We start from the raw sequence: 23579 nt of genomic DNA, 5'->3' as shown, positions 1-23579 counted from the left end.
ATGTATCTAATAATACATTTTACTTATTTTAGAAAATTTACATTTTTTTAACCCTGTTACAAAATTTTCTGTTATACGCTAAATACGTACTAATACTAAGGAGGCGTTACGTTTGAAAGAGATTTCAGGAAAAATGGTCAGTATCATCACCGTGTTCGTAATGGTTTTATTTATCTTTAGTGGAATGCAATTGGACAAAATCAATGCTGCCGGCAGCGGTACATGGAGTTCTCCATTTTCAGTAAGTCAGGCACTCTCGAACCAAACCGGTGCAGCCTATTCAGTTGAGGGATATGTAGTAGGGCAGCCTGTCTCACAAACATCCGTCGTGACGAGCAACTTTCCGAATGATTATGCTCTTGCATTAGCTGACTCACCCTCGGAAACAAATACATCAGATATGATATTCGTTCAAATTCCTTCTTCATTTCGTTCAAGTTATGGTCTTCAAAGTAATCCTGATTTGATGGGGCAAAAACTTAAAGTTACAGGAAGTCTGACTGATTATTTCTCTCATCCCGGAGTGAAGTCGACATCAGCTTTTGAAGAGGTGCAGGGAGATACAGACCCGACAGACCCAACTGATCCTCCATCATATGAAGAATATTATACTGCCGCTGAAGGAAAAACAGGCTCAAACCTTAAGTCTGCACTCCACAACATCATTGATGATCACACCACACTTTCCTATAGTGAAGTATGGGAAGCGCTTCGAAATACAGACGAGGATCCTGCAAACTCAAATAACGTTCTTTTATTATATTCAGGCCGGTCACAATCAAAATTCACCAACGGCGGCGGAGTGGACGACTGGAACCGCGAACACGTCTGGGCGAAATCACATGGCGACTTTGGAACGGCACAGGGACCAGGGACAGATCTTCATCATTTGCGCCCGACTGACGTAACGGTTAATTCCTCCAGAGGGAATCTCGATTTTGACAATGGCGGCAGCGGACACAGTGAAGCTCCAGGAAATTACTATGACAGCGATTCCTGGGAACCCCGGGACGAAGTTAAAGGGGACGTAGCCCGGATGATTTTCTATATGGCGGTCCGATATGAAGGCGACAGCGGTGAAGTAGACCTTGAATTAAATGATTATGTGAATAACGGAAGTTCTCCTTATCACGGGAAAATGTCCGTTCTGTTGGTATGGCATGCAGAAGATCCTGTAGATTCAAGAGAAATTCGCCGAAATAATATTATTTTTGAAGACTATCAAGGAAACCGGAACCCTTTCATCGACCATCCGGAATGGGCTGAGATGATTTGGTGATAAGATCAAGGCTTGCGCTTGGGGCATTTTAATGTCCCGAGCTTTTTTATGGATAATTACTAGAAATCGTGTGCAAAATGAGAATTTTGAATGGAATTAAGAGAAATTTATAAAATTGTGGACGAATAACTAGGAGGGGATTAGTTCTAGACAGGTAGTCGATGCGGGTTTGACTTGCTCGAGAAAATAATTACGCCAGATCTTGATTTATTGCGCCAGTTTTTCGATAATCGAGCCACCTTCAGGATTATTGCGCAACATTTTGAATAATTGCACCACTTTCACAGTAATTGCGCTACTTGTCGAAAACTCCGAATCGCTGCAGGCCCTCAAAATCCCGATAAAAATCCAGCTGCACCTGCCTAGTCCTGTAACTCATTTGTAACTTCTCCTCCCTAAAATAAAACTAATCCAATCCAAGGAGGAGATGAGATGGAAAGAGTGACAGATTGGTTGCAGAAGCGATCAATCATCTCTCCTGAACGGGTGGCGCTTGTAAATGGATCCACCGATGAGATGATTACTTACCGCTCACTTGATGCGAGAGCGGCAAAGTGGGCTTTTTATATGAAAGAAAAAGGGATACAGAAAGGCGACCGGATTGTTTTTATCGCAAAAAATCATCCTGTTTGTTTTGAATTGTTGTTTGCCTGCAGTAAGATTGGGGCTGTTTTTGTGCCTTTGAACTGGCGTTTGTCATCTGCGGAAATCGAATCCTTGATAGGTGACTGCACCCCTGAACTGGTCTTCATCCAATCTGAATTTGAGCATTTGGTCAATGACCGGCAAAAAGGATACAAAGCTGAAAAGATAGAAGAGGCTGTAAATGCGGTGTACGGTGGAACTGAACTGGCATCACAAACATCACTTTCAAAAGATGATCCCTGGATCATGATTTATACCGGCGGGACAACTGGTAAGTCAAAAGGAGTCATCCTATCGTATAGATCAATCAATGCAAATGCACTGAATACGGTAATAAGCTGGAATTTAACAGAAGAGGACAATACAATTACGTATTTACCGACATTCCACACGGGCGGGCTGAATGCACTTTCACTACCGATTCTGATGATTGGGGGGAAAGTGGTGACGGCCGAACGATTTGAACCTCGCCAAGCAATTGATATGCTGAATCATCATGGATGCACGATTGTGTTATTGGTACCGACGATGTACCACGTACTGATGGAGGAGAAGGAGTTCAAGCATGCTTCTTTTCCGAAAATGAAGGTGTTTCTGTCGGGGGGAGCGCCGTGTCCCGGGAAAGTGTATGATGTCTTTAAATCCAAAGGACTACAGTTTAAGGAAGGGTACGGCTTGACAGAAGCGGGGCCGAATAACTTCTATATCGATCCAGGAAAAGTGAAGAAAGGATCGGTTGGAAAATCGATGATGCTTAATGAAGTGAAGGTCGTCGATCACAACGGGGAATGTGTGAAACATGGGGATGTAGGTGAACTGCTTCTCGGCGGAGAACATCTTTTTAAAGGATATTGGAAAATGCCTGAAGAGACAGCAGCTGCACTCAAAGAAGGATGGCTTCATACGGGGGATTTGGCGAGAGTTGATCATGAAGGTGATTATTATATCGTCGGCCGCAAAAAAGATATGATCATATCAGGCGGGGAAAATATTTATCCTCAGGAAATCGAACATTGGCTTTGCGAGCATCCATCCATCTCTGAATGCGCCGTCGTAGGGATGCCGCATGAAAAGTGGGGAGAGGTGGTCACTGCATTTATTGCGTTACGTGAAGGTAAGCGAATATCAGGAACTGAAACAAAGGCTTACTGTCTTGAAAAATTCGGTGCATTTAAGATTCCAAAACAATATCACTTTATCGAAGAAATTCCAAAAACAGATGTCGGGAAAGTAAATAAAAAAGAGTTAGTAGAAAACTATATTCTGAAAAAAAAGGGGAAATCCACCTGTACCTCGAATTCTACTAACTCGAGGTGAAAACATATGAAACAGTTACTTACAGGCAGGAATCTTTATTTGTCAGGCTTACATGAAGACGATGTCAAGCTCCTTGTAAAATGGAGTCAGAATGAGAAGCTTCAGCGATTGCTGGACGCTCTTCCGTATAAACCGAAATCTGAACATGAAGTGAAAAAATGGATAGATGGAAACGAGCATAATTCATACCGATTGGCCATCCGCTTAATAGACAGCGGCCGCTTGATCGGCTATGCCGAGCTTGACGGAATTCTCTGGGCGCACCGGGTAGGTGGGCTCTCAATCATCATCGGGGAAGAAGAATGCCAGGGCAAGGGATATGGCAGGGAAGCGATGGAATGCGTTTTGGCTTTTGCGTTCGAGGAGTTAAATTTACATCGCCTCCAATTAACGGTGTTTTCTTATAATGCACGTGCCATCCGTTTATATGAAACTCTTGGTTTTACAAAAGAGGGGAGCTTCCGGGAATTCCTGCAGAGAGACGGAGAACGTCATGATATGCATTTGTATGGAATGCTCGCGGAGGAATGGAATAAAAGCAGAAAAGAAGGGTGAATTCCTTCTTTTTTTATATGGTTCTGCATCTGTCAGTATTTAGTCAATTCTTCAATTCGAGTTTTCTTTTGAAAGTCAACATGATCCCGATTACTATATTCACCATAAAGCAACCGACTAGCAAAAACAGTGCCTGAGCATAGCTCACCTTCATTGCGATGAGAGGGGCCAGGCTGGTCCCTCCCAGTAAAATGAACGAGTAGAGACTAAGGGCCTGACTTCTGTCCCCGCTGCTGATATCCCCTATCATAGTGATGACGGTAGGGATTAAAAGGGAAATGGAAGAGACAAATAGAATCGAAGACATCATTAAAAAAATCGGGGCAGATACAGTAAGGTAAACAAATGCAATGCCGAAGGACAACACGGCAAGGGCAAATCCGATAAATAATGTCTTATAGACACCGAGTTTTTCGAGCAGTCTGCCGGTAAAGAGAGAAAGACAAACGCCAAGCAAGCCTACAAGTCTTGTTTGTAAGAGGAGTGAGTCTTCTCCGGAGAGGAATCTCGTCATACTGTCATAGTAGACGACAAATGAAGAAAGAAGTGTAAATACGATGATGTAAAGCATCAGCAGTTGTTTATTGAGCAATAACCTGAAAAGGATGGAGGCTGCCCGCATATCAACTCTGTCTGCAGAAACTGCGGTCCCTGGCAGCTTTTTCTTTCCTGCGAGGAAAAGGATGAAATAAGTGATGGAAAAAAATAAAAAGACGGCAGTCCAATGACTGATGCGTGTGATCCCTGCGCTGAGTAACTGCCCCAGGATTCCCGCAAACAGAAACCCGGAATTGATCATGGCCAGGAGAAGTGTCCTTTTTTTACCTTCAAACAGGTCATACGTATAGGAGAAAGCCACAGGTGCAAAGCTCCCCAAACAAAACCCCTGCAGTCCTCTAGTGATGAATAAACTCCAAGGATTGAAAGAAATCATGACCAGAGCGGTTGAGATGGAAGAAGCAAGCATGCCCAGAATCAATATCTCTTTCTTTCCGAACCGGTCTGCAATATTGGCGAATGTCAATAATCCCCATGCATAGAAAAACGTAAATGAACTGCCGGCAATCACGACTGATTCTGAAGGAATACCTATTGAAGCGGCAATATCCCCATAAATCGGTATGAATGTATAGATGTTGCATGCGACCATTATCCCCATGCTGACCAGTAAAACCGAAATCACTTTATAGGATATTTGCATTGTCTAAAATCACCTGCCTTCTTTACTGTATGCGGGAGTTCCCAAATATTTTCAAGCAAGAATGAAGCAGGATGGATTTGTTCAGAGAGATTATAGTTTATAATGGACCTATACAAAAAAACATAAAGCCTATTGGTTAACATAAAAGTACATAAAGCTAAAAAGAGCTGGATAACAAAGGAGTGAGAGTATGGCTGTCAGATTTTTGCTGGGACGGGCCGGTACGGGAAAGAGCTACGGAATGCTGTCTGAAATAAAAGAGAAGCTGCTTGATCAGCCGAATGGAGACCCGATCATTTATCTGGTACCTGACCAGATGTCTTTTATATCGGAGTACGAATTGGTGAATACTCCCGGATTGAATGGGATGATACGGGCCCAAGTTTTCAGTTTTACGAGACTGGCTTGGAAAATCCTCCAGGAAACAGGGGGAATGAGCCGTTATCATCTATCCAGCGTTGGTTTGAATATGATGATTAGAAAAATCATTGAAGAAAATAAAGATGACTTGCATATCTTTTCAAAGGCTTCAGAAAAGCCGGGCTTCATTGATCATGTAGAAGCCATGCTGACAGAATTCAAGCGGTATTGTATAAAGCCTCAGGAGCTGGAAGAATTCAAGCAGGAAGAGGCACAGTCAAAGGCATTAAAAGATAAACTTCATGATCTTGAACTTATTTATGAGAAATTCGAAGAGAAACTGCTGGGAAAATATATTGACTCCGAGGATTATTTTCAGCTTCTGGCTGACAATGTGAAAAACTCTGAGCTTCTTAAAGATGCCGACATTTATATTGATGGTTTTCACAGCTTCACACCTCAGGAATACCTCATTATTGAACAGCTGATTCAGCATACCAGAAACGTCACGATTGCTCTGACAGCTGATTCCGATCAGCAGTTTGGATCATTTAATGAGCTGAGTTTGTTCAGGATGACAAATGAAACGTATGATACGCTTCAAGATATATGCCAAAGAGCGCATCAGCCGGTTGAAGAGGAAGTGTATGTCAAACCGATCCGGTTTAGAAGCGGAACTATGCAGCACATCGAGAAATATTTCGAGGACCGTCCTGCTGTTACTTATACCGGAGTGGATGCACGGGATTCCATTCAATTTTTGGAAGCGTCCAATCGCCGGGCCGAAATAGAGGGGATTGCGAGAGAGATCAGAAAACTTGCCCGCATTGAAGGTTACAGGTATAAAGATATCGCTGTACTGGTACGCAATAGTCAGGATTACAGGGATAAAATAGAAACGATATTCCAAGATTTCGAGATTCCTTTTTTCCTTGACCAGAAGAGAACGATGTTGAATCATCCACTGATTGAACTAATTCGTTCTACACTTGAAATCATGAATTCCAATTGGAGATATGAACCTGTCTTCAGGGCTGTAAAGACGGATCTGCTATTTCCCTACCAAAAGGATCCTGCCGAACTGCGGGAGCAGATGGATCGTTTGGAGAATTATGTGCTGGCATACGGTATCCAGGGAGAACGCTGGACGGGCAAAGAGCGCTGGAAGTACCGCCGTTTCAGAGGGCTTGAACACGTGGATTCTCCCCAAACCGACAGGGAAAGGGAGCTTGAGCATGAAATCAATGAGCTTCGCCTTTTCATTTCCGCGCCGATCGTCCGTCTCGGTAAACGACTGAAGAAGCAGAGTACAGGTAGAGAGTTTTGTGAAACGCTTTATCTTTATCTAGAGGAATTGGATATTCCGGCTAAGCTTGAACGATTAAGAATACAAGCTGAAGAGCGTGGCGACCTGGTGGCTGCCAGGGAGCATGATCAAGCATGGAGTGCGGTCATTGAATTATTGGATCAGTATGTGGAAATGCTCGGGGATGAGGAAACGACCATCAAGAAATTCACGTCGATTCTGGATGCAGGTATGGAATCGATGAAGTTTTCGCTCGTCCCGCCTGCAATCGATCAAGTGATCATTGCTGATCTTGAGAAGTCAAGATTGGCAGATATCAAGGCAGCCTTTATGATCGGAGTCAATGACGGAGTCCTTCCGGCAAAAATGAGTGAAGAGGGCGTTCTCTCAGACGAAGACAGGGAGGCAATGCTTCAAAAAGGCTTTAAGATTGCACCGACAAACCGGACAAAGCTTCTGGATGAAGAATTCGTAGCTTATAAAGCATTTACAACGCCAAGTGAAAAATTGTATATCAGCTATCCGATTGCAAATGAAGAAGGAAAAGCACTGCTTCCATCATCTTATATAAAAAGGCTGAAGGAGATGTACCCGGAGGCGGATACAAAACTGTTGATCAATGAACCTTCTGAACTGCCAGAAGAAGAGCAGCTGCATTATGTATGCCATCCGAATGTCACGATCTCTCACTTGACATCCCAGCTGCAGCTGAAGAAACGGGAGTATCCGATTTATGACTTCTGGTGGGATGTTTATAACTTCTATGCATCGTCACCCCAATGGAAATGGCAGGCTCAGCATATCTTATCAAGTCTTTTCTATGAAAATAAAGCGGGAAGGCTGACAGAAGAGACAAGCAGGGATCTTTATGGTGAGAATATACTTGCGAGTGTTTCCAGGATGGAATTGTTCAATAGCTGTCCGTTCTCTCACTTCGCCAGTCACGGCTTGAAGCTTAGGGAAAGAGAGTTCTTCAAGCTTGAGGCCCCTGATATAGGGGAGATGTTCCACTCTGCACTGAAATGGATATCGGATGAAGTGGAGAAGCATGGTCTGACATGGGCCGCGCTGACAAAGGCCCAATGCCTGCAATTGGCCAAGGATGCGGTGGCGATGCTGGCTCCGAAGCTGCAGCATCAGATCCTCCTCAGCTCTAACCGTCTTCATTATTTAGCAAAGAAGCTTGAACATATCATTGGCCGTGCAAGTCTCATTCTGAGTGAGCATGCGAAAGCAAGTGGATTTGTACCAGTAGGGGTGGAGCTCGGTTTCGGACCAAATGCAGAACTGCCGCCTTTCCAATTTCAATTGCGTAACGGCGCAAAGATGGAACTTCAAGGACGGATAGACAGGGTAGACAAGGCTGAAGATGAAAATGGGGTATATCTGCGCATTGTCGATTATAAATCCAGCGCAAGGGACCTTGATGTGACAGAGGTTTATTATGGACTTGCCCTTCAAATGCTGACCTATTTGGATATCGTCTTATCCCACTCGAAGCAATTCGTAGGAAAAGAGGCACAGCCTGCAGGGGTATTGTATTTCCATGTACATAACCCGATGATCAACAGTAAAAAGATATTGACGCTGGATCAAATTGAAAATGAAATATTCAAGAGCTTCAAGATGAAGGGACTCGTCCTCGGGGACGCTGACATCATCCGCTTGATGGACCGGACACTTGATACCGGGAGTTCGGATATCATTTCTGCGGGGATTAAAAAAGACGGTACACTTTCATCAAGGTCCAAGGCAGCTTCGCAGGAAGATTTCTATTTTATGCGTAAACATGTCAGAAGGCTTTATGAAAATGCCGGTAATCAAATTGTTTCGGGTGCCGTTGATATCACACCTTATAAACTGAAAGACAGGACTCCCTGCCAATTCTGTTCCTACCGTCCTGTATGTCAATTCGATCAGTCGCTCGAAGAAAATGATTACAGAGTCCTGCGGGCGGCGAAAGCAGATGATCTGCTCGCAAAAGTAAGAGAGGAGGTTAATGAAAATGAGTAATAATACCGTTCCCGCAAAACCTGAAGATGTCACATGGACGGATGATCAGTGGAAAGCAATCTGGGCAAAAGGCCGGGATATCCTTGTTGCAGCAGCTGCCGGATCCGGGAAAACGGCAGTGCTTGTCGAGCGAATCATTCAGCGTATCCTTTCAGAGGCAGACAGGCTGGATGTCGATGAACTCCTGGTTGTTACTTTCACAAATGCATCTGCTGCTGAAATGAGGCACCGTATTGGCCAGGCGATTGAAAAAGCGATCGATGAAGATCCTCATTCAACACATCTTAGGAAACAGCTGAGCTTACTGAACCGTGCCTCGATATCGACATTGCACTCTTTCTGTCTCGAAGTGATTCGGAAATATTACTATCTTATCGATATCGACCCCGGATTCAGAATCGCAGATGAAACAGAGGGGGATCTGATCCGAGACGAAGTGCTTGATGAATTATTTGAAGACGAGTACGGAAAAGAAGATAACACTGCGTTCTTCAGGCTTGTCGACACCTATACAAACGACCGCAGTGACGGTGCCCTTCAAGAGATGATACGCAAACTGTATGATTTCTCCCGTTCACACCCGAACCCTGAAAAATGGCTAAGGGAGTTAGCGGGGATGTATGACGTAAGTGAGGAATCAGAGATTGATGCCCTTCCGTTTATGGAACCTCTAAAGGTCGATATTAAACTGCAGCTGCAAGGTGCGAGAACCCTGTTCCAGAAGGCGCTTGATTTGACGAAGATTCCCGGGGGGCCTTCACCAAGAGCGGAAAACTTCATGGACGATCTTTCGGTTGCCGATGGGCTGCTTCAGGCTGAAAAGTTATCATGGAATGACTTGTACGAAAAAATGCAGAGCCTTCATTTCACCAAATTGAAGCCGTGCCGGGGCGACGAGTTCGATAAAGAACTTGCAGATGAGGCCAAAAAATTCAGGGACCAGGGAAAGAAGATGCTTGAGAAGCTAAAGGAAGAATTCTTTTTGAGAAAGCCGGAATCATTCTTGGCGGATATGACAAATATGAGAGATGCCATTCATACTCTCTCAGAGCTCGTCATTGAATTTGGGCGCCGTTTCAAATCTGTCAAGGAAGAAAAGGGTCTGGTTGATTTTGCCGACCTGGAGCACTTCTGTCTTGATATTCTCAGGGAACCTGCTGAAGATGATGAGCTTATTCCTTCCGAAGCCGCTCTGCAATACAAACATAAATTCAAAGAGGTGCTGGTGGACGAGTACCAGGATACGAATATGGTGCAGGAATCGATTCTACTCCTTATTACAGGTGAAGAGGAGGGGACAGGCAATCGGTTTATGGTTGGGGATGTAAAACAGTCCATCTACCGTTTCCGTTTGGCGGAACCTAATTTATTCTTAACAAAGTATAACCGCTTTCTTCCTGAACCAGGGGAAGCGGGTTTGAAGATTGACTTGTCCCAAAACTTCCGAAGCCGTAAAGAGGTGCTGGAGGGTACAAATTTTCTATTCAAACAAATCATGGGCACATCAGTCGGAGAAATGGAGTATAACAAAGAAGCGGAATTGGTGAAGGGTGCACCTTATCCTGAAGATAAGGAATATCCGATCGAGGTAGGCCTTATAGATCAGGAAGCAGTTGAAAAAGATCCCTCCCGGTCGGAAGATGAATCACTTTCCGTTTTTGATGAAGAAGATATTGAGAAGTCTGTTCTCGAAGCAAGATATATGGCACAGAAAGTAAAAGCGATGATTGAAGAAAGGACCACTGTTTTTGATCCGAAAACAAAAACAGAGCGGCCGATTCAATACAAGGACATTGTCATTCTTCTTCGCTCCATGCCATGGGCAGCAGAAATCATGGAAGAGTTCAAACGCCATGGTATCCCGATATATGCGAACTTATCTACAGGCTATTTCGATGCAACGGAAATCTCCATTATGTTGTCTCTGCTTAAAGTAATCGACAACCCGTATCAGGATATCCCGCTAGCCTCGGTCCTGAGGTCCCCTATTGCAGGTCTGGATGAAGAGGGGTTAGCAAGTATCCGTATTCATTCTAAGGCAGGCAACTATTATGAAGCGTTGAAGAAGTTTGCTGAACAGAAGCCTTCAAGTCCAAACGAGGAAGAAGCCTTTGAAAAGGTAAAACTCTTTCTGTATCAGCTTGATCGCTGGAGAACGAGTGCGCGGCAAGGGTCAGTCACAGAACTTATCTGGCAGCTATACCGTGATACACGGTTCTATGACTACGTAGGCGGAATGGCAGGGGGCAAGCAGCGGCAGGCAAATCTCCGCGCACTTTATGACAGGGCCCGCCAATATGAATCGACTACCTTCAGGGGATTATTCCGTTTCCTCAGGTTCATTGACCGCATGAGAGAACGGGGAGATGACTTAGGTGTAGCAAGGGCGCTGAGTGAACAGGAGGATGTTGTCCGTTTAATGACGATCCATTCAAGTAAAGGTTTGGAATTTCCGGTTGTGTTTGTAGCCGGCACGTCAAAACAGTTCAATTTGATGGACTTGAACGCTTCATATTTATTGGATAAAGACTTGGGGCTTGCAAGCAAGTACACGGATCCGGACAAGAGGATAAGCTACCCTTCCCTTCCGCAGCTTGCGTTCAAACGAAAGAAGCGGATGGAAGCCATCTCGGAAGAAATGAGAGTATTATACGTTGCGCTTACACGTGCTAAAGAGAAGCTTTTTCTAGTCGGTACTGTGAAGAGCTTCGAGAAATCAGTGAAAAAATGGAAAGGGACGATGAATGAGAATGAATGGCTGCTGCCTGATTTTGACCGTGCAGGAGCTGTTTCCTACCTTGATTGGATCGGTCCTTCCCTCATCCGTCATCCCCACTGTGAAGAGCTGCATGAAGGTGAACTTGGAGGAATCGGACGAAACGATGAAATTTATCGTCATCCTTCCTGCTGGAATGTAACGAAGATCCATAAGTCCGAATTGATCGAGGAAGAAGATACTGCCGATGATAATGCGGATGATTGGAGAAACTATGTGAAAGACGGAGAAGAGGTCAACTCTGAGTCACCCTATAAAAAAGAAGTGTTTGAACGTCTTTTATGGAAGTATCCAAATATGAAGGCTGCCAGCCTGCGTTCAAAGCAATCGGTGTCAGAATTGAAGAGAATGTATGAAATAAGGGATGAATCTTCAAGTGTAGAATTGCTAAGACGCCAGCAGAAGCCTGTATATAACCGGCCTGCATTTATGCAGACGAAAGAACTGTCCCCGGCTGAGAAGGGGACAGCGATGCATACCGTCATGCAGCATATTTCTTTTGCAGAAGGCAAGCCTGATGAACAGACAGTCTCTGCCCTCTTGGAAGACCTGGTCAGAAAAGAGATTTTGACAGAGGAACAAAAAAAGTCCATTTCAGTGCTGAATATCCTTCGTTTCTTTGAAAGTGAACTAGGTGAACGAATGGTAAATACAACCAACATACAAAGGGAAATTCCATTCAGCATGAGTGTTCCTTTAAGAGAAATATCTGATACAGGTGACGAGTCGGTTGAAGAAACGATTCTTGTTCAAGGGGTCATCGATTGTGTATTCAGGGATGATAAAGGCCTGGTGCTTTTAGATTATAAAACAGATGGCATACATGACCGGTATAAAAATGGGTTTGATGAGGCGAAAGAAATCCTCGAAAATCGCTATAAAGTCCAAATTGAACTTTATGCAAGAGCCCTGGAATCAATATGGAAGGAAACAGTATCTGAAAAATACCTCTATTTCTTTGACGGAGGCAATTTGCTGGAATTATAAGAAACAAACGAGCCGCTTCAGGATGTAATTATCTTAGAAGCGGCTTTTTAATTGAGGTATAAGAGGGAATGATAGAATAAAAAATAAAACAGGGAACTGATAAAAAATGAAGAATAATGCAATGGGAACGTGTGAACTTTGTGCTCGGCAGCAGGTTGTCACAACGGTCCATCATCTGACTCCAAAAGAAGTCGGCGGTTCCTTCATGCCGACTGCTGAACTGTGTATTCCATGTCATAAACAGATTCATTCTCTATACAGAAATGAAGAACTGGGTGCGAGTCTCAATACCATTGAAGACTTAAGGAAAGATGAAAAGATAAGCAAATTCATTAAATGGATCCGCAAACAACCGTCCTCAAAATTAGTCAAAACAAAAAAGAGCAACGAACGAAAAAAAAGGAGGCACTGACCTATAAAAGAAGTGCTTCATCTAAAGCGTTAAACAGCAGCAAAGACATTAAAAACAGACAAAACAAAAAGCAAAAAGCCCCTAAGTTTGACTTTTTGCTTTTTAATTATTTCCCGTTATCGGCTGATCTACAACATTACAGTCAAATGTGTTTGTGATACTGAAGACATTGTAACTCAATTGGAATGGACCTGTATTGAACCCACCTGAACCGCCAAACGTTTTTGAGGCGGACTTCGGGGAGATGATGGCAGTATCTCCAAATTGAACATTTCCGCCGCCGACACTAAGAATGGAAACCGGACCAATAATCGCAGGCATATAAAACATCCTTCTTTTGTAGTCTACACTTTTAACCTATGTGAGATAGAAGATATCGTTCACTTAAATTGATTTATTTTTCGAGTCATTGTCTGGAGGCTTACGGTACTCCACAAATTCGATTAATTCTTCATCATTCAACTCCTGTGGCTCTGTCAATTCTGCCTCTTCCAATTTTTCCAGCTGCTCTTCGCTATATTCAGCGTCACTTTCCAGTTGGCGAATATTTTTCACCCTTGCATCCATATACACGTTACAAGTGTTACCGATATGGATGATCGACGAGAAGGAAGTAGCCCGGACCTCCATGCAATTCACTTTGATTGGAGCAAGGTTCATTCGATTAACATGCACACCAGGGTTTACCGGGGGAAGTTCAATGGGAGCCTGGAAAACTCTTGAGTCAAAGCTCCCTTCACTGGTCAGGAAAAATTCTTTCTCGCGCTGCACCGCATAGGCTTTGGATGTTGAGAAAATATTTTGTGAATCACCAAGCTGGTAGACGGATGAAAAGGAGAGCGTGATTCCTGTAAGTTCATTTACGATTGAATATCTCTTAAACATGTTTAACCCTTTGGCGTCAGTGGAACAAATGGACCGATTAACAGTGCTTCGGGAGGGGTGTCGAAAGCCGAGGCAAGCTGTATGACGTCAGCATCACCGACAAGCACCAGAGAGGAACTGGCGACCCCTGCAATTTCGATATTGCCCACGGATAACTCACGATTAATCACTTGTAGGTTCATCCTTTTTCATTCCTTCCATATTATCGGGCATTTGTGACATGAATGAAAAGAGTGCCGTTTGTATATCCTGTTTTATTTTAGAAATGATTTTTCCGGTCCACTCTTCATCCGAGTGCTTTCCTTCCACAAACGGAATGTTATTTACGTAAAAATCAATTCGCTGTGGCATTTGATTAAGCAGATCCTGCTGGATCATTTCGTGATAAGAGGCGTCAATCGACCGCTGAAGCTGAACCTCGTTATCCGATATCAATACAGGCAGTTCATTTTTGATGTATGCGGTCACTTCTTCTGTAATCTTTTTGCGGTAAGGAGTTATATCCTTTACCGCCTTTTTCTTACCGCCCGGACCAGCGGCGAAGTCCTCAATCTCTTCATTGAGACCGCCGGGATTCAAACCGATATTCAAGGTGCCGTCCAGCGATTCGACCTTTAATTGATCGAATTTATATTCAATTTTTTCTACATTTATTTTCGGTGTATCTTTTACTGCGGCCAGCTCCTGGGAAAGGTTATTCACTTTTTGTTCCAGCGCGACAATTTTCGAATTCAGAGATTCGATATACTGGTAGAGTTGCTGCGGGGTTAAATAGTACTGATTCATATTTTACACCTCTTTCTTTCGCCGCGTGTTTTATCAGGGTGTCTGTAAAGGGACTAAAGGCACTGTCGATGGAGCAGGAATTTCTTCCAAGCCATTTTTCTTAGCTTCCGGGGCGGGCTCTGTAAAGCCCCCGGTATTATAAAGGTAGCTGTTGCTGTTGATTTGTCCGCATGTACCAATCTGAAGAACGGAAGAATTCGTCATTCCCCCGATTTTAATTGATCGGATTTGAATGGTTTGTTGAAGGTAATAATTCATTTGGCATCACCCTCATAAATTAAAGTTTATACCTTGGTCCATGACATCATCATCCACTGTGTAGGTAAGTGAACTTTCGTTATAGACGGAAATCCCTTTACCTGTTATGAAAGAGCCTGCACCAGCAAAGGTTTTTGCTGTTGAGATCGGATTGATTGTGAACACATCTCCAATATGAAAGACGCCGCTGGAACCGACGCTGACAACTTGAGCTATTCCTACGATTGCGGGCATTATAACTCACACCTTTAAGACTAAGTTAATTATTGTTATTCTATGTGAAAGGATGAAATGAGTGATAATCGCCTAAATCGCAGTTGTCATGTACAATGAAAGAGTATTAAATGCTGGAGGAAAAGTGAATGAATACATTATTACCGATTGAACAATCAGAACGGATCGAAAGCTTGGATGTTATAAGGGGAATATCACTCTTAGGAATATTCATCATAAATATGATTTCTTTTCATTCGCCATTTCTTTATATGGATCCATATTCCTGGTGGAAAACACCGAGTGATACAGCGCTTTATCCATGGATCGATGTTTTGGTACAAGCAAGCTTTTATCCGCTGTTTGCGATGATGTTCGGTTATGGGCTCTCGATTCAACAAGAGCGGGCTGACAAGAAGGGAATTCCTTTTTATACCTTTGGAATAAGAAGATTGTTGATATTGCTTTGTATCGGCTCTGTACATGCTTTCTTGATTTGGTCAGGAGATATACTGATGAATTATGCAGTATTCGGTCTACTTCTGTTATTATTTATAAGAATGTCAGGGAAGAGTTTATTGATGCTGGGGAGCTTGCTGCTTCTTCTGCCGCAATTGTTTTATAGTATTTTATTAGTGTTAATGACATATTCAGATCCTGCAGGTATTGCTCATTATACGAATATCGCTGCAGTCCAGGATTCTGTTGCAGCGTACGCTTCCGGCAGCTTCACTGACATTATGCAGCAGCGTTTCAGTGATTGGTATACGGTGAATTCACCAGGCAATCTTCTATTCCTGATCCTTTCCATTCTGCCTGTCATGATGATCGGTGCAGGAGCCGGGAAATTGAAACTGCTTGAAAAAGCCGGTGCATTTAAAAGAAGCTGGCTGCTGCTTGGCACAGGGCTGCTGATCACTAGTATAGGTATCAAGCTGCTTCCTATATTGATAGAAACGAATGCGGCTTATTCTTACATACAGGATTATTTGGGAGGTCCTTTCTTATCAGTATCTTATGCAGTAATCCTGGCTTTATTATTAGAGAATAAAAAAATGAAAAAGTGGACCAAGCCCCTTGCGTCTGCAGGAAGGATGTCGTTAACCAATTATCTTTTGCAATCCATAATAGGGACATTGATATTTTATTCATACGGAGCAGGCCTTTATGGGGAAGTGACATTGACCACAGGAACATATCTAGCCATTGGCATCTTCGTCATCCAGATGCTTCTTTCTGAAATCTGGCTATCTAAATACAAGTATGGTCCTGTGGAGAAGCTGTGGCGTCTCCTTAGTTATGGGAGAAATTCTATGATGAAAAAGGGAGAATCATAATGCATTAAGCTAATTGCTGGAGTAAAGGGGATGGAAGGCGGATGAAACTGACTAGCTTTAAAGTGGATGGAAAAGAAACATACGGTGTAGTGGATGGAGAAAACGTTTATGACCTTTTAAGTTTATCGAAGGTCTGTGGTGCAGCATTTCCGCAGAGTGTGCAGGAAGGCATTGAAAGCGGAGAAGAGTTTCTTCAGAAAGCAAAAGAGCTTCTAAGGCTCGCCCGGCGTGATGGTGCTTTCGGAGATCATATGTACACTTTGGACGAAATAGACTGGCTTCCGCCTATTCCGGCTATAAAAAGGAATGTCATGTGTGTTGGTAAGAACTACCGTGATCATGCCATTGAGATGGGGAGTGAAAAAGATATCCCAGAAAATATCATGATTTTCACCAAAGCGACCAACACCGTAATTGGACATAAACAAATGGTTTCTGTGCATGATGATGTAACGGATGAGCTGGATTACGAAGGGGAACTTGCGGTGGTTATCGGCAAAAAAGGTAAAGCCATCGAACCTGATGATGCGATGAATCATGTCTTTGGTTACACGATTGTAAATGATCTTACTGCAAGGGATCTGCAGAAAAAACATGGTCAATTCTTTATTGGTAAAAGCTTGGATTCCACTTGCCCGATCGGTCCATATATCGTGACAAAAGACGATATCGAGGAACCTCATCAACTTACGATCAGAACAAGTGTCAATGGGGAGGTCCGCCAGTCTTCGAGCACGGGGCTGATGATATTCAGGATTCCTGAGATCATCTCCATTCTATCGAAAGGGATGACCCTTGAACCGGGGGATATCATTGCGACGGGTACTCCGGCCGGCGTTGGAAAGGGATTTAATCCGCCCCGCTTCTTGAAGGCAGGGGACAAAATCGATATTGAAGTCGAGGGTATCGGAATTTTGACAAATCAGTTACAGTGAGAGGTTACATTTCTGTTGCTGATTCGTATGTGGTAATATATTATGAGCGTAAACATTCTTGCTGTGGGAGGTTCACTATGTTTGATAACACACATGCCCATATTACTACATGGGTAATAGCGCTTATCCTTTTCTTTGTAGCCGTAAGATTACATAATGCCGGCAAAGCGAAAGGTATGAAAGTAGTCCAGATGATTCTTCGCCTGTTTTATCTGCTTATTATCCTGACAGGGGCATTAATATTCTGGAAACACCAAGGCATCAATCCTGCCCTGTATGGAATAAAGGCATTGGTCGGGATCTGGGTGATCGGTATGTTTGAAATGATCCTCGTACGCATGAACAAAGGCAAAAGCACGAAAATATTCTGGATTCAATTGATCATTGCCCTTATCATCGTACTCATCCTAGGATTTCAACTGCCGCTTGGATTTTAATACTGCTTAAAAAAGGGTCTGCTTATAGCAGGCTCTTTTTTGCTGTCATAAAGTTTTGCGGGCTACCCGCGGAAAGCGAAGTCTTCCACGGAAATCAATAGCGGCAATATCAAAGTATAAAAAATAAATATCCAAAACTGTCGAATTGTGGTATTTTTGTAGTATCATGTCTTTTTAGAGTAGGTGTGGAATATGATTACGTCCTTTCAGTGCATATACAAAGACGAAAATTCCTTTAAGCAATTTATAAAAGAGAATGATTTAGATTTATTTCCTTCTCTCCTCATTCAAGCCTTCGTCGGTCATTCATCCATTAAGTCTATAACTTCGCTTCAAAATGAAGTAAGTGAATTATTACCCCAGGCAACACTTATCGGCTGCAGTTCGAATAGTCAAATATTTGAGGGGCGGCTTACTTCTGACATCGTTCTTTCATTTACAGCTTTTGAAAAGACAGAAGTAAATGCTTTTCTACTTGATGGAACAGATCTCAATCGCAGTGATGGCGAACAATTACATAATGAACTGATCCGGTTTGATACAAAAGCTGTGATGCTTTTTGTCAGTCACCTTAAATTGAATATATCGGATATCCTTGATGGGGTGACCCAGCGCAATGATGAATTCAAAATCGTTGGGGGAGTATGTGCAGATGATCCGGAAGCGAGGCCTTCATTTGTATTCATCAACGACAGAATCACCCGAGACGGATTGGCAGCCGTATCTTTGAATAATTTTGATTTACACGTTCATACCTATGCACTTGAACATTGGCAGGAGGTCGGCCCTTCATTTGAAATCACGAAAGCGGACGGGAACATTATTTATGAAATCAATCATAAAAAGCCTCTTCAACTGCTAGAAAGGTATTTAGGAAAAGCTTTCGTCAAAGAACTTCCTGACTCTTCCATTGAATTTCCATTTCTAATTCAAAATGGAAAGGAAAAAACAGCCGTCTATGTCATTAACATTTTGGCGCACGGTGCGATTGAAGTAAGCAGGGAGCTGAACGAGGGGGACATGGTGAGCTTTGGGTTTGTGAATGTCCAGGATTTGCTGCAATCCACTACCAAGCAATTGAGCAAGCTCAAGCGCCGGCCGGTGGAGTCTCATTTTGTCTATAATTGTGTCGCAAGAAAACGGTATATACGTGATTTTACCAATCAGGAGCTTTCCAAATTGAATGCCATTGCAAGGGTCAACGGCTTTTTCTCCTATGGTGAATTTGGTTATGATTCGAACAAGAAACCCAAACTCCTGGCTCATTCCTTGACCTACTTAGGGATATCAGAAGGGGTCAGGGAGCCTTTAAGAGATTTTAAGACGGATTTTCAGCTGGCTCCTGAAGCGAATGCGATGATGTCATTAACAAACTTGATCAATACCGCTTCCACTGATATCAAAGAACTCACCCAAAATATTGAGATCTCTGAAGAGTATTACCGGTCGCTTTTTGACAACAATACCGATTTTGTTTATAGCACCGACTTGAAGGGCCGTTTCACATCACTGAACCCTTCTTTTATGAAAACATTCGGTTACAATGAAGAAGAGCTCATCGGTAAAAACGCATTGAATTATATCATGCAGCAGGATCAGCAAAGAGTAAGGAGACACTTCTATCGTGCAATGGACGGCAGGGTACAGTATTATGATCTTCCCATTGCCACTAAGGACGGAAAAATCAACTATTTCCAAATAAAAAATATTCCGATTACGGTAAATAGTCAGTGTGTCGGCATATTCGGAATAGGTAAAGATGTCACCCAGCAAAGGCAGTCAGAAAAGAAAATCACTCAACTGGCGTATTATGATGGAGACACCGATTTACCGAACAAACAAAAGTTCAGAGATATTATCGATGAACATATTCATCGGGCAAAAAAGAAAAAACGTGAGTTAGCCGTGCTTTTCATGGATATCGACCGCTTTAAAATCATCAATGATACGTTGGGGCACAGAGCAGGCGATCTCATCATTAAGGAACTTGCCCAGCGTCTTGGCGAAACTCTTCCCAAGGGCGCATACCTTGGGAGGTTTAGCGGGGATAAATTCACTGTTCTTTTATCAAAAAATGTGAATGAAGAAAGCATCTCCTCATTGACTGACGCTATTTTAAAAGTGATCAGAGAACCGTTTTCATATGAGGGGAAGGAATTCTACATGACGGTAAGTATCGGGGTCGGAATTTATCCGAGGGATGGTGAAAAATCCTCCGAAGTGCTGCGTAATGCGGATGCCGCATTAAATTACGCAAAATCCAGAGGGGGGAACAATACGGTCTATTTCTCAAGGGATATGAATAAGGAAACTCTTCGAAAAGTGGAAATGGAAGCTCAATTGCGTAAAGCCATTGCAAAGAATGAATTATACATCGCTTATCAGCCGATCATTGATGTTCCAAAGGAGACGCTGGTCGGGTGTGAAGCACTCCTCAGATGGCAGCATGATGAAATGGGACTTATTTCTCCTGCGGAGTTCATCCCGTTGGCGGAAGAAACCGGATTGATTCAGGAAGTGGGGAAATGGGTGTTGATAGGGGCATGTGAACAGCTGAAAACCTGGATGGATAAACAGCTTGGTGATTTCTATGTTTCCGTAAATGTATCAGCCATTCAATTCCAGCACCCCTCATTTCTGAGTGATGTGAAAGAAGCGTTGAGGATTTCGGGGCTGCCTCCGGAGTATCTCTGTCTGGAACTGACAGAAACCATCATGCTTCACGATGCATCCTATTCGGTTCAGGTCATGAAGGCGCTCTCGGATTTAGGAGTAAGACTAGCGATTGATGACTTTGGAACCGGTTATTCATCGCTAAGCTACCTAAAACTTTTACCGATCGATATCTTGAAAATAGACAGGTCATTTGTGCGCAATATGAACGATCATTCCCCAGATATCGCAATTGTCCAATCCGTATCAATGATGGGGCAGGGTTTGAACTTGAAAGTGGTGGCTGAGGGAGTCGAAACATCGGAGCAGCTGAATCTGCTCAAACAATTAGGGTGTGATTATGCACAAGGTTTCCTCATTGAAAAACCGATGGATTCATGCAGAATGGATGATTTTTTAGTGAAGTATAATTTAGTTGCACAAGGTCAATGACAGAGTTATATAGATAAATAAAATAACGTGCTTTGCCGATGACGGACGGTGAAGCACGTTTTTTTATTTAACCTCTGTTTTCCTCAGGTCAAAGGTTGAAATTTTCAATTACAATCCGTTTTCCCGTACTGAGTGTAAACTCAAAGCGGTCCCGCTTCTTTTTGTAATAAGTAAAGTGATGCTGGACTGCACATACTTCCTCGCCATTATCAAAATTGATAAAATTTACGCCCTGCTTCATTTTCTGGCCGCCCAGGAAAACAAGATGATTGTGACAGAATATACAATCATATATCGAATAGTTTAAATTGTTTAAGGTAGATATGAATTGAAGGAATGCATCATCGGAAATGTCATCGATCAGGTTTTCCAATGAAAAGAGAATGTTCTTCTTTATTTGGATCCTGTCTCCATCATGCATTCTTATTCGTTCATATGGAGTGGCGATAACCCCGTTTTCCAGAAGTACACCTGTGATCCACGTATCTTCCCTGAAAAGCCTGATTTCGTGATTGATATAAAATTCCAGTTCTGATTCTTCTTCTGCATCTATTTCAAAAAAAAGCCATAAGTCTTCATCAAAAAGGACGGTTCCTTCTGAAAATGCTCTCTTTTGGGATTTTAGGATGTTTGATCGGTAAATGTTACTCAAATGAATATCCCTCCTTAACTACATTTCTTATCATAATTATCATATTTCATTCATGTAAAGAATGAGTGAGGCAATTAACCATTTATCTTGAATAGCATAAGATAATCTATGTGTCAGAGAGCCCAGTTTGATTGACCAGAAAGTGAGGATGATCACAATGTGCGGAATTACAGGTTGGATACATTATAAACGAAATCTTTCAAACCAGGAAAAATTAGTGGAGAAAATGGCAGGGACTCTGTCTAAAAGGGGTCCGGATGAAACGAATACATGGGTTGATCAACATGCGGTATTTGGTCATAAACGTCTGATTGTAGTGGATCCAGAAGGTGGAAGACAGCCGATGAGCATCACTCATCAGGAGCAGACGTATACGATCTGTTATAATGGCGAGTTATATAATACTGAAGATTTACGTGCCGTGTTAAAAGGGAAAGGGTACACATTCAAAGGGCATTCAGATACGGAAGTTCTATTGACATCCTATATTGAATGGCGTGAAGAATGTGTTAATCATTTAAATGGAATTTTTGCCTTTGCCGTTTGGGATAGTCAAAAGGAGCAAGTGTTCATCGGAAGGGACCGTATGGGTGTCAAACCTTTATTTTATTTTGAAAAAGATGGGGGCCTCGTGTTTGGATCTGAAATCAAGGCTTTGCTTGCTCATCCTGATAGTAAAGCTCAAGTGACACATCAGGGATTGGCGGAAGTATTGGGCCTTGGACCTTCCAGGACACCGGGTGAAGGGGTATTCAAGGATATGAAGGAACTGCGGCCTGCCCATGCACTGACTTTCTCGAAAGATGGGTTGAAAATATGGAGATACTGGAATGTGAAGAGTGAGCAGCATAAAGAGTCGTTTGTGGAAACCGTCGCCAATGTGCGATTCCTGTTATCCGATGCCATCAAACGTCAGCTTGTTTCAGACGTTCCCCTCTGTACATTCCTATCAGGTGGAGTGGACTCCAGCGCAATTACTGCGATCGCCGCCAATACTTACCGCGACGAAGGAAAGGGGAATCTTCATACCTACTCAATCGATTACGAAGAAAATGATCAGTATTTTACCAAGAGTGATTTCCAGCCAAATTCCGATGCCCCGTGGATTGAAAAAATGTCCAATGAATTCAATACCATTCACCATCGCTGTGTCATCAGCCAGGAGGTACTGAAAAACTATCTGATTGAAGCGGTTCATGTAAGGGACCTGCCAGGAATGGCAGACGTCGACTCATCACTGTTATGGTTCTGTAAGGAAATCAAAAAAGATTTTACCGTAGGACTTTCAGGTGAGTGTGCAGATGAGATATTCGGGGGCTATCCGTGGTTCCATCGTGAGGATGACTTTAACCGCAGAGGCTTCCCGTGGATGCGGTCGGTTGCCGAAAGGCAGGGGCTGTTAAAGGATGACTGGAACAAAAAGTTGAACCTTCAGGAGTATGTACTTTATCAATATGATAAAACGGTGGCTGAAACGCCATTATTGGACGGCGAAAATGAAGTGGAAACGAAGAGAAGGCAATTATTCTACTTGAATTTAATCTGGTTCATGACGACGCTATTGGACCGTAAAGACCGGATGAGTATGGGGGCGAGCCTTGAAGTCAGGGTTCCATTCGCCGATCACAGATTGGTAGAGTACGTATGGAATATCCCATGGGAAATGAAAATGCATCAAAATAGGGAAAAGGGCATCCTCAGGAAAGCATTGGAAGGGATTTTGCCTAATGAAGTCCTTTACCGAAAGAAGAGCCCATATCCGAAAACACATCACCCTGTCTATACAAAATTGGTGAGTGACTGGTTGAATGAAATTTTAGAAAATAAATCCAGTGTACTGTACGAATTGTTTAACGAACAAAAGTTAAAGGAAATCGTCAAAACGGGTGGAGCGGCATTCCAGGTCCCGTGGTACGGACAATTGATGACAGGTCCACAGCTTCTGGCTCATCTTGGGCAGATTCATGTGTGGTTTGAAGATTATGGTATACAAATAGTGGAGTAGAAAGTGAGTTTTGTATTCTGTTATTTTGAACGAAGCCCGAAACGGGATTCCACCGTTTCGGGCTTTTGTGATGTGAGAAATAGGGGAGATAGCGATGTGGACAAAACGATTCTTT

At 43.0% G+C, this 23579-nt stretch carries 19 protein-coding genes; 11 read left to right on the top strand and 8 right to left on the bottom strand.

Annotated features, from left to right (window positions below; all coding sequences use genetic code 11):
* The first annotated feature begins 184 nt into the window (after positions 1-184).
* From ACXAFV_RS19740 to ACXAFV_RS19730, 3 genes are all read left to right on the top strand, one after another.
* Positions 185-1279, top strand: a complete 1095-nt coding sequence (locus ACXAFV_RS19740) for an endonuclease (RefSeq protein ID WP_475128997.1) — start codon at positions 185-187, stop codon at positions 1277-1279.
* A 432-nt stretch (positions 1280-1711) separates the two neighbouring features.
* The gene (locus tag ACXAFV_RS19735) at positions 1712-3241 is read left to right on the top strand and encodes a class I adenylate-forming enzyme family protein (RefSeq protein ID WP_475128969.1); all 1530 of its coding nucleotides are present in this window, start codon (positions 1712-1714) and stop codon (positions 3239-3241) included.
* A 6-nt stretch (positions 3242-3247) separates the two neighbouring features.
* The gene (locus tag ACXAFV_RS19730; protein WP_475128967.1) at positions 3248-3796 is read left to right on the top strand and encodes a GNAT family N-acetyltransferase; all 549 of its coding nucleotides are present in this window, start codon (positions 3248-3250) and stop codon (positions 3794-3796) included.
* Between the two features lie 43 nt (positions 3797-3839).
* On the opposite strand, the gene ACXAFV_RS19725 is transcribed toward ACXAFV_RS19730, so the two are convergent.
* Positions 3840-4997, bottom strand: coding sequence for an MFS transporter (locus ACXAFV_RS19725; RefSeq protein ID WP_475128965.1), 1158 nt, complete (start codon positions 4995-4997; stop codon positions 3840-3842).
* Positions 4998-5187: 190 nt separating this feature from the next.
* Here ACXAFV_RS19725 and addB point away from each other — a divergent pair, with 190 nt between their 5' ends.
* The 3 genes from addB (at position 5188) to ACXAFV_RS19710 (ending at position 12851) form a co-directional block, all read left to right on the top strand.
* Positions 5188-8676: a helicase-exonuclease AddAB subunit AddB gene (gene addB, locus ACXAFV_RS19720; protein ID WP_475128963.1), complete on the top strand. Its 3489-nt coding sequence runs from the start codon at positions 5188-5190 to the stop codon at positions 8674-8676.
* Positions 8669-12439 (top strand): helicase-exonuclease AddAB subunit AddA, encoded by a 3771-nt coding sequence (gene addA / locus ACXAFV_RS19715; protein WP_475128960.1) that lies wholly within the window; start codon positions 8669-8671, stop codon positions 12437-12439. Before addB ends, addA begins: the two co-directional genes overlap by 8 nt.
* Positions 12440-12545: 106 nt before the next feature.
* Positions 12546-12851, top strand: a complete 306-nt coding sequence (locus ACXAFV_RS19710; protein WP_475128958.1) for an HNH endonuclease — start codon at positions 12546-12548, stop codon at positions 12849-12851.
* Positions 12852-12953: 102 nt separating this feature from the next.
* On the opposite strand, the gene ACXAFV_RS19705 is transcribed toward ACXAFV_RS19710, so the two are convergent.
* From ACXAFV_RS19705 to ACXAFV_RS19680, 6 genes are all read right to left on the bottom strand, one after another.
* A complete protein-coding gene (locus ACXAFV_RS19705; protein ID WP_032089211.1) occupies positions 12954-13172 on the bottom strand; it encodes a spore germination protein in 219 nt (72 codons plus the stop codon).
* Between the two features lie 63 nt (positions 13173-13235).
* Complete coding sequence (locus tag ACXAFV_RS19700) at positions 13236-13736, bottom strand: spore germination protein GerPE (RefSeq protein ID WP_475128957.1); 501 nt, start codon at positions 13734-13736, stop codon at positions 13236-13238.
* Positions 13737-13738: 2 nt separating this feature from the next.
* Positions 13739-13918 carry a spore gernimation protein GerPD gene (locus ACXAFV_RS19695; RefSeq protein ID WP_475128956.1) on the bottom strand — a complete coding sequence of 60 codons (180 nt, stop codon included), beginning with the start codon at positions 13916-13918 and terminating at the stop codon, positions 13739-13741.
* Positions 13899-14522, bottom strand: a complete 624-nt coding sequence (gene gerPC, locus ACXAFV_RS19690) for a spore germination protein GerPC (RefSeq protein WP_475128955.1) — start codon at positions 14520-14522, stop codon at positions 13899-13901. Before gerPC ends, ACXAFV_RS19695 begins: the two co-directional genes overlap by 20 nt.
* A 33-nt stretch (positions 14523-14555) precedes the next feature.
* Entirely contained in the window at positions 14556-14780 is a 225-nt protein-coding gene (locus ACXAFV_RS19685) for a spore germination protein GerPB (protein ID WP_475128953.1), read from the bottom strand.
* Between the two features lie 12 nt (positions 14781-14792).
* On the bottom strand, positions 14793-15014 hold the full coding sequence (locus ACXAFV_RS19680) for a spore germination protein (protein ID WP_475128951.1): 222 nt from the start codon (positions 15012-15014) through the stop codon (positions 14793-14795).
* A 128-nt stretch (positions 15015-15142) separates the two neighbouring features.
* On the opposite strand from ACXAFV_RS19680, the gene ACXAFV_RS19675 reads away from it, so the two are divergent.
* The 4 genes from ACXAFV_RS19675 (at position 15143) to ACXAFV_RS19660 (ending at position 20807) form a co-directional block, all read left to right on the top strand.
* Entirely contained in the window at positions 15143-16330 is a 1188-nt protein-coding gene (locus ACXAFV_RS19675) for a DUF418 domain-containing protein (RefSeq protein ID WP_475128950.1), read from the top strand.
* A gap of 41 nt (positions 16331-16371) precedes the next feature.
* On the top strand, positions 16372-17265 hold the full coding sequence (locus ACXAFV_RS19670; protein WP_475128948.1) for a fumarylacetoacetate hydrolase family protein: 894 nt from the start codon (positions 16372-16374) through the stop codon (positions 17263-17265).
* 77 nt (positions 17266-17342) lie between these two features.
* Entirely contained in the window at positions 17343-17702 is a 360-nt protein-coding gene (locus ACXAFV_RS19665) for a YisL family protein (RefSeq protein WP_475128946.1), read from the top strand.
* A 192-nt stretch (positions 17703-17894) separates the two neighbouring features.
* Positions 17895-20807 carry a bifunctional diguanylate cyclase/phosphodiesterase gene (locus tag ACXAFV_RS19660; protein WP_475128944.1) on the top strand — a complete coding sequence of 971 codons (2913 nt, stop codon included), beginning with the start codon at positions 17895-17897 and terminating at the stop codon, positions 20805-20807.
* Positions 20808-20895: 88 nt separating this feature from the next.
* Here the strand turns inward: ACXAFV_RS19660 and ACXAFV_RS19655 are convergent, their stop codons facing one another.
* Positions 20896-21459, bottom strand: coding sequence for a DUF2777 family protein (locus ACXAFV_RS19655; protein ID WP_475128943.1), 564 nt, complete (start codon positions 21457-21459; stop codon positions 20896-20898).
* A 148-nt stretch (positions 21460-21607) separates the two neighbouring features.
* Here ACXAFV_RS19655 and asnB point away from each other — a divergent pair, with 148 nt between their 5' ends.
* Positions 21608-23464 carry an asparagine synthase (glutamine-hydrolyzing) gene (asnB, locus tag ACXAFV_RS19650; protein WP_475128996.1) on the top strand — a complete coding sequence of 619 codons (1857 nt, stop codon included), beginning with the start codon at positions 21608-21610 and terminating at the stop codon, positions 23462-23464.
* The last annotated feature ends 115 nt before the right edge of the window (positions 23465-23579 follow it).

It is taken from the genome of Rossellomorea sp. ABR4_012 (assembly GCF_056159545.1).
The sequence above is the reverse complement of the archived record's forward strand: the minus strand, read 5'-3'. Positions and strand labels throughout refer to the sequence as shown.

Bases quoted from the DNA above. Each gene is read 5' to 3' on its own strand.
- ACXAFV_RS19735 (WP_475128969.1), top strand. From the start codon at position 1,712: ATGGAAAGAGTGACAGATTGGTTGCAGAAGCGATCAATCATCTCTCCT.
- ACXAFV_RS19710 (WP_475128958.1), top strand. From the start codon at position 12,546: ATGAAGAATAATGCAATGGGAACGTGTGAACTTTGTGCTCGGCAGCAG.
- ACXAFV_RS19700 (WP_475128957.1), bottom strand. From the start codon at position 13,736: ATGTTTAAGAGATATTCAATCGTAAATGAACTTACAGGAATCACGCTC.
- addB (WP_475128963.1), top strand. From the start codon at position 5,188: ATGGCTGTCAGATTTTTGCTGGGACGGGCCGGTACGGGAAAGAGCTAC.
- asnB (WP_475128996.1), top strand. From the start codon at position 21,608: ATGATCACAATGTGCGGAATTACAGGTTGGATACATTATAAACGAAAT.
- ACXAFV_RS19660 (WP_475128944.1), top strand. From the start codon at position 17,895: ATGATTACGTCCTTTCAGTGCATATACAAAGACGAAAATTCCTTTAAG.
- ACXAFV_RS19675 (WP_475128950.1), top strand. From the start codon at position 15,143: ATGAATACATTATTACCGATTGAACAATCAGAACGGATCGAAAGCTTG.
- ACXAFV_RS19685 (WP_475128953.1), bottom strand. From the start codon at position 14,780: ATGAATTATTACCTTCAACAAACCATTCAAATCCGATCAATTAAAATC.
- ACXAFV_RS19730 (WP_475128967.1), top strand. From the start codon at position 3,248: ATGAAACAGTTACTTACAGGCAGGAATCTTTATTTGTCAGGCTTACAT.
- gerPC (WP_475128955.1), bottom strand. From the start codon at position 14,522: ATGAATCAGTACTATTTAACCCCGCAGCAACTCTACCAGTATATCGAA.
- ACXAFV_RS19680 (WP_475128951.1), bottom strand. From the start codon at position 15,014: ATGCCCGCAATCGTAGGAATAGCTCAAGTTGTCAGCGTCGGTTCCAGC.
- ACXAFV_RS19665 (WP_475128946.1), top strand. From the start codon at position 17,343: ATGTTTGATAACACACATGCCCATATTACTACATGGGTAATAGCGCTT.
- addA (WP_475128960.1), top strand. From the start codon at position 8,669: ATGAGTAATAATACCGTTCCCGCAAAACCTGAAGATGTCACATGGACG.
- ACXAFV_RS19695 (WP_475128956.1), bottom strand. From the start codon at position 13,918: ATGAACCTACAAGTGATTAATCGTGAGTTATCCGTGGGCAATATCGAA.
- ACXAFV_RS19705 (WP_032089211.1), bottom strand. From the start codon at position 13,172: ATGCCTGCGATTATTGGTCCGGTTTCCATTCTTAGTGTCGGCGGCGGA.
- ACXAFV_RS19740 (WP_475128997.1), top strand. From the start codon at position 185: ATGCAATTGGACAAAATCAATGCTGCCGGCAGCGGTACATGGAGTTCT.
- ACXAFV_RS19725 (WP_475128965.1), bottom strand. From the start codon at position 4,997: ATGCAAATATCCTATAAAGTGATTTCGGTTTTACTGGTCAGCATGGGG.
- ACXAFV_RS19670 (WP_475128948.1), top strand. From the start codon at position 16,372: ATGAAACTGACTAGCTTTAAAGTGGATGGAAAAGAAACATACGGTGTA.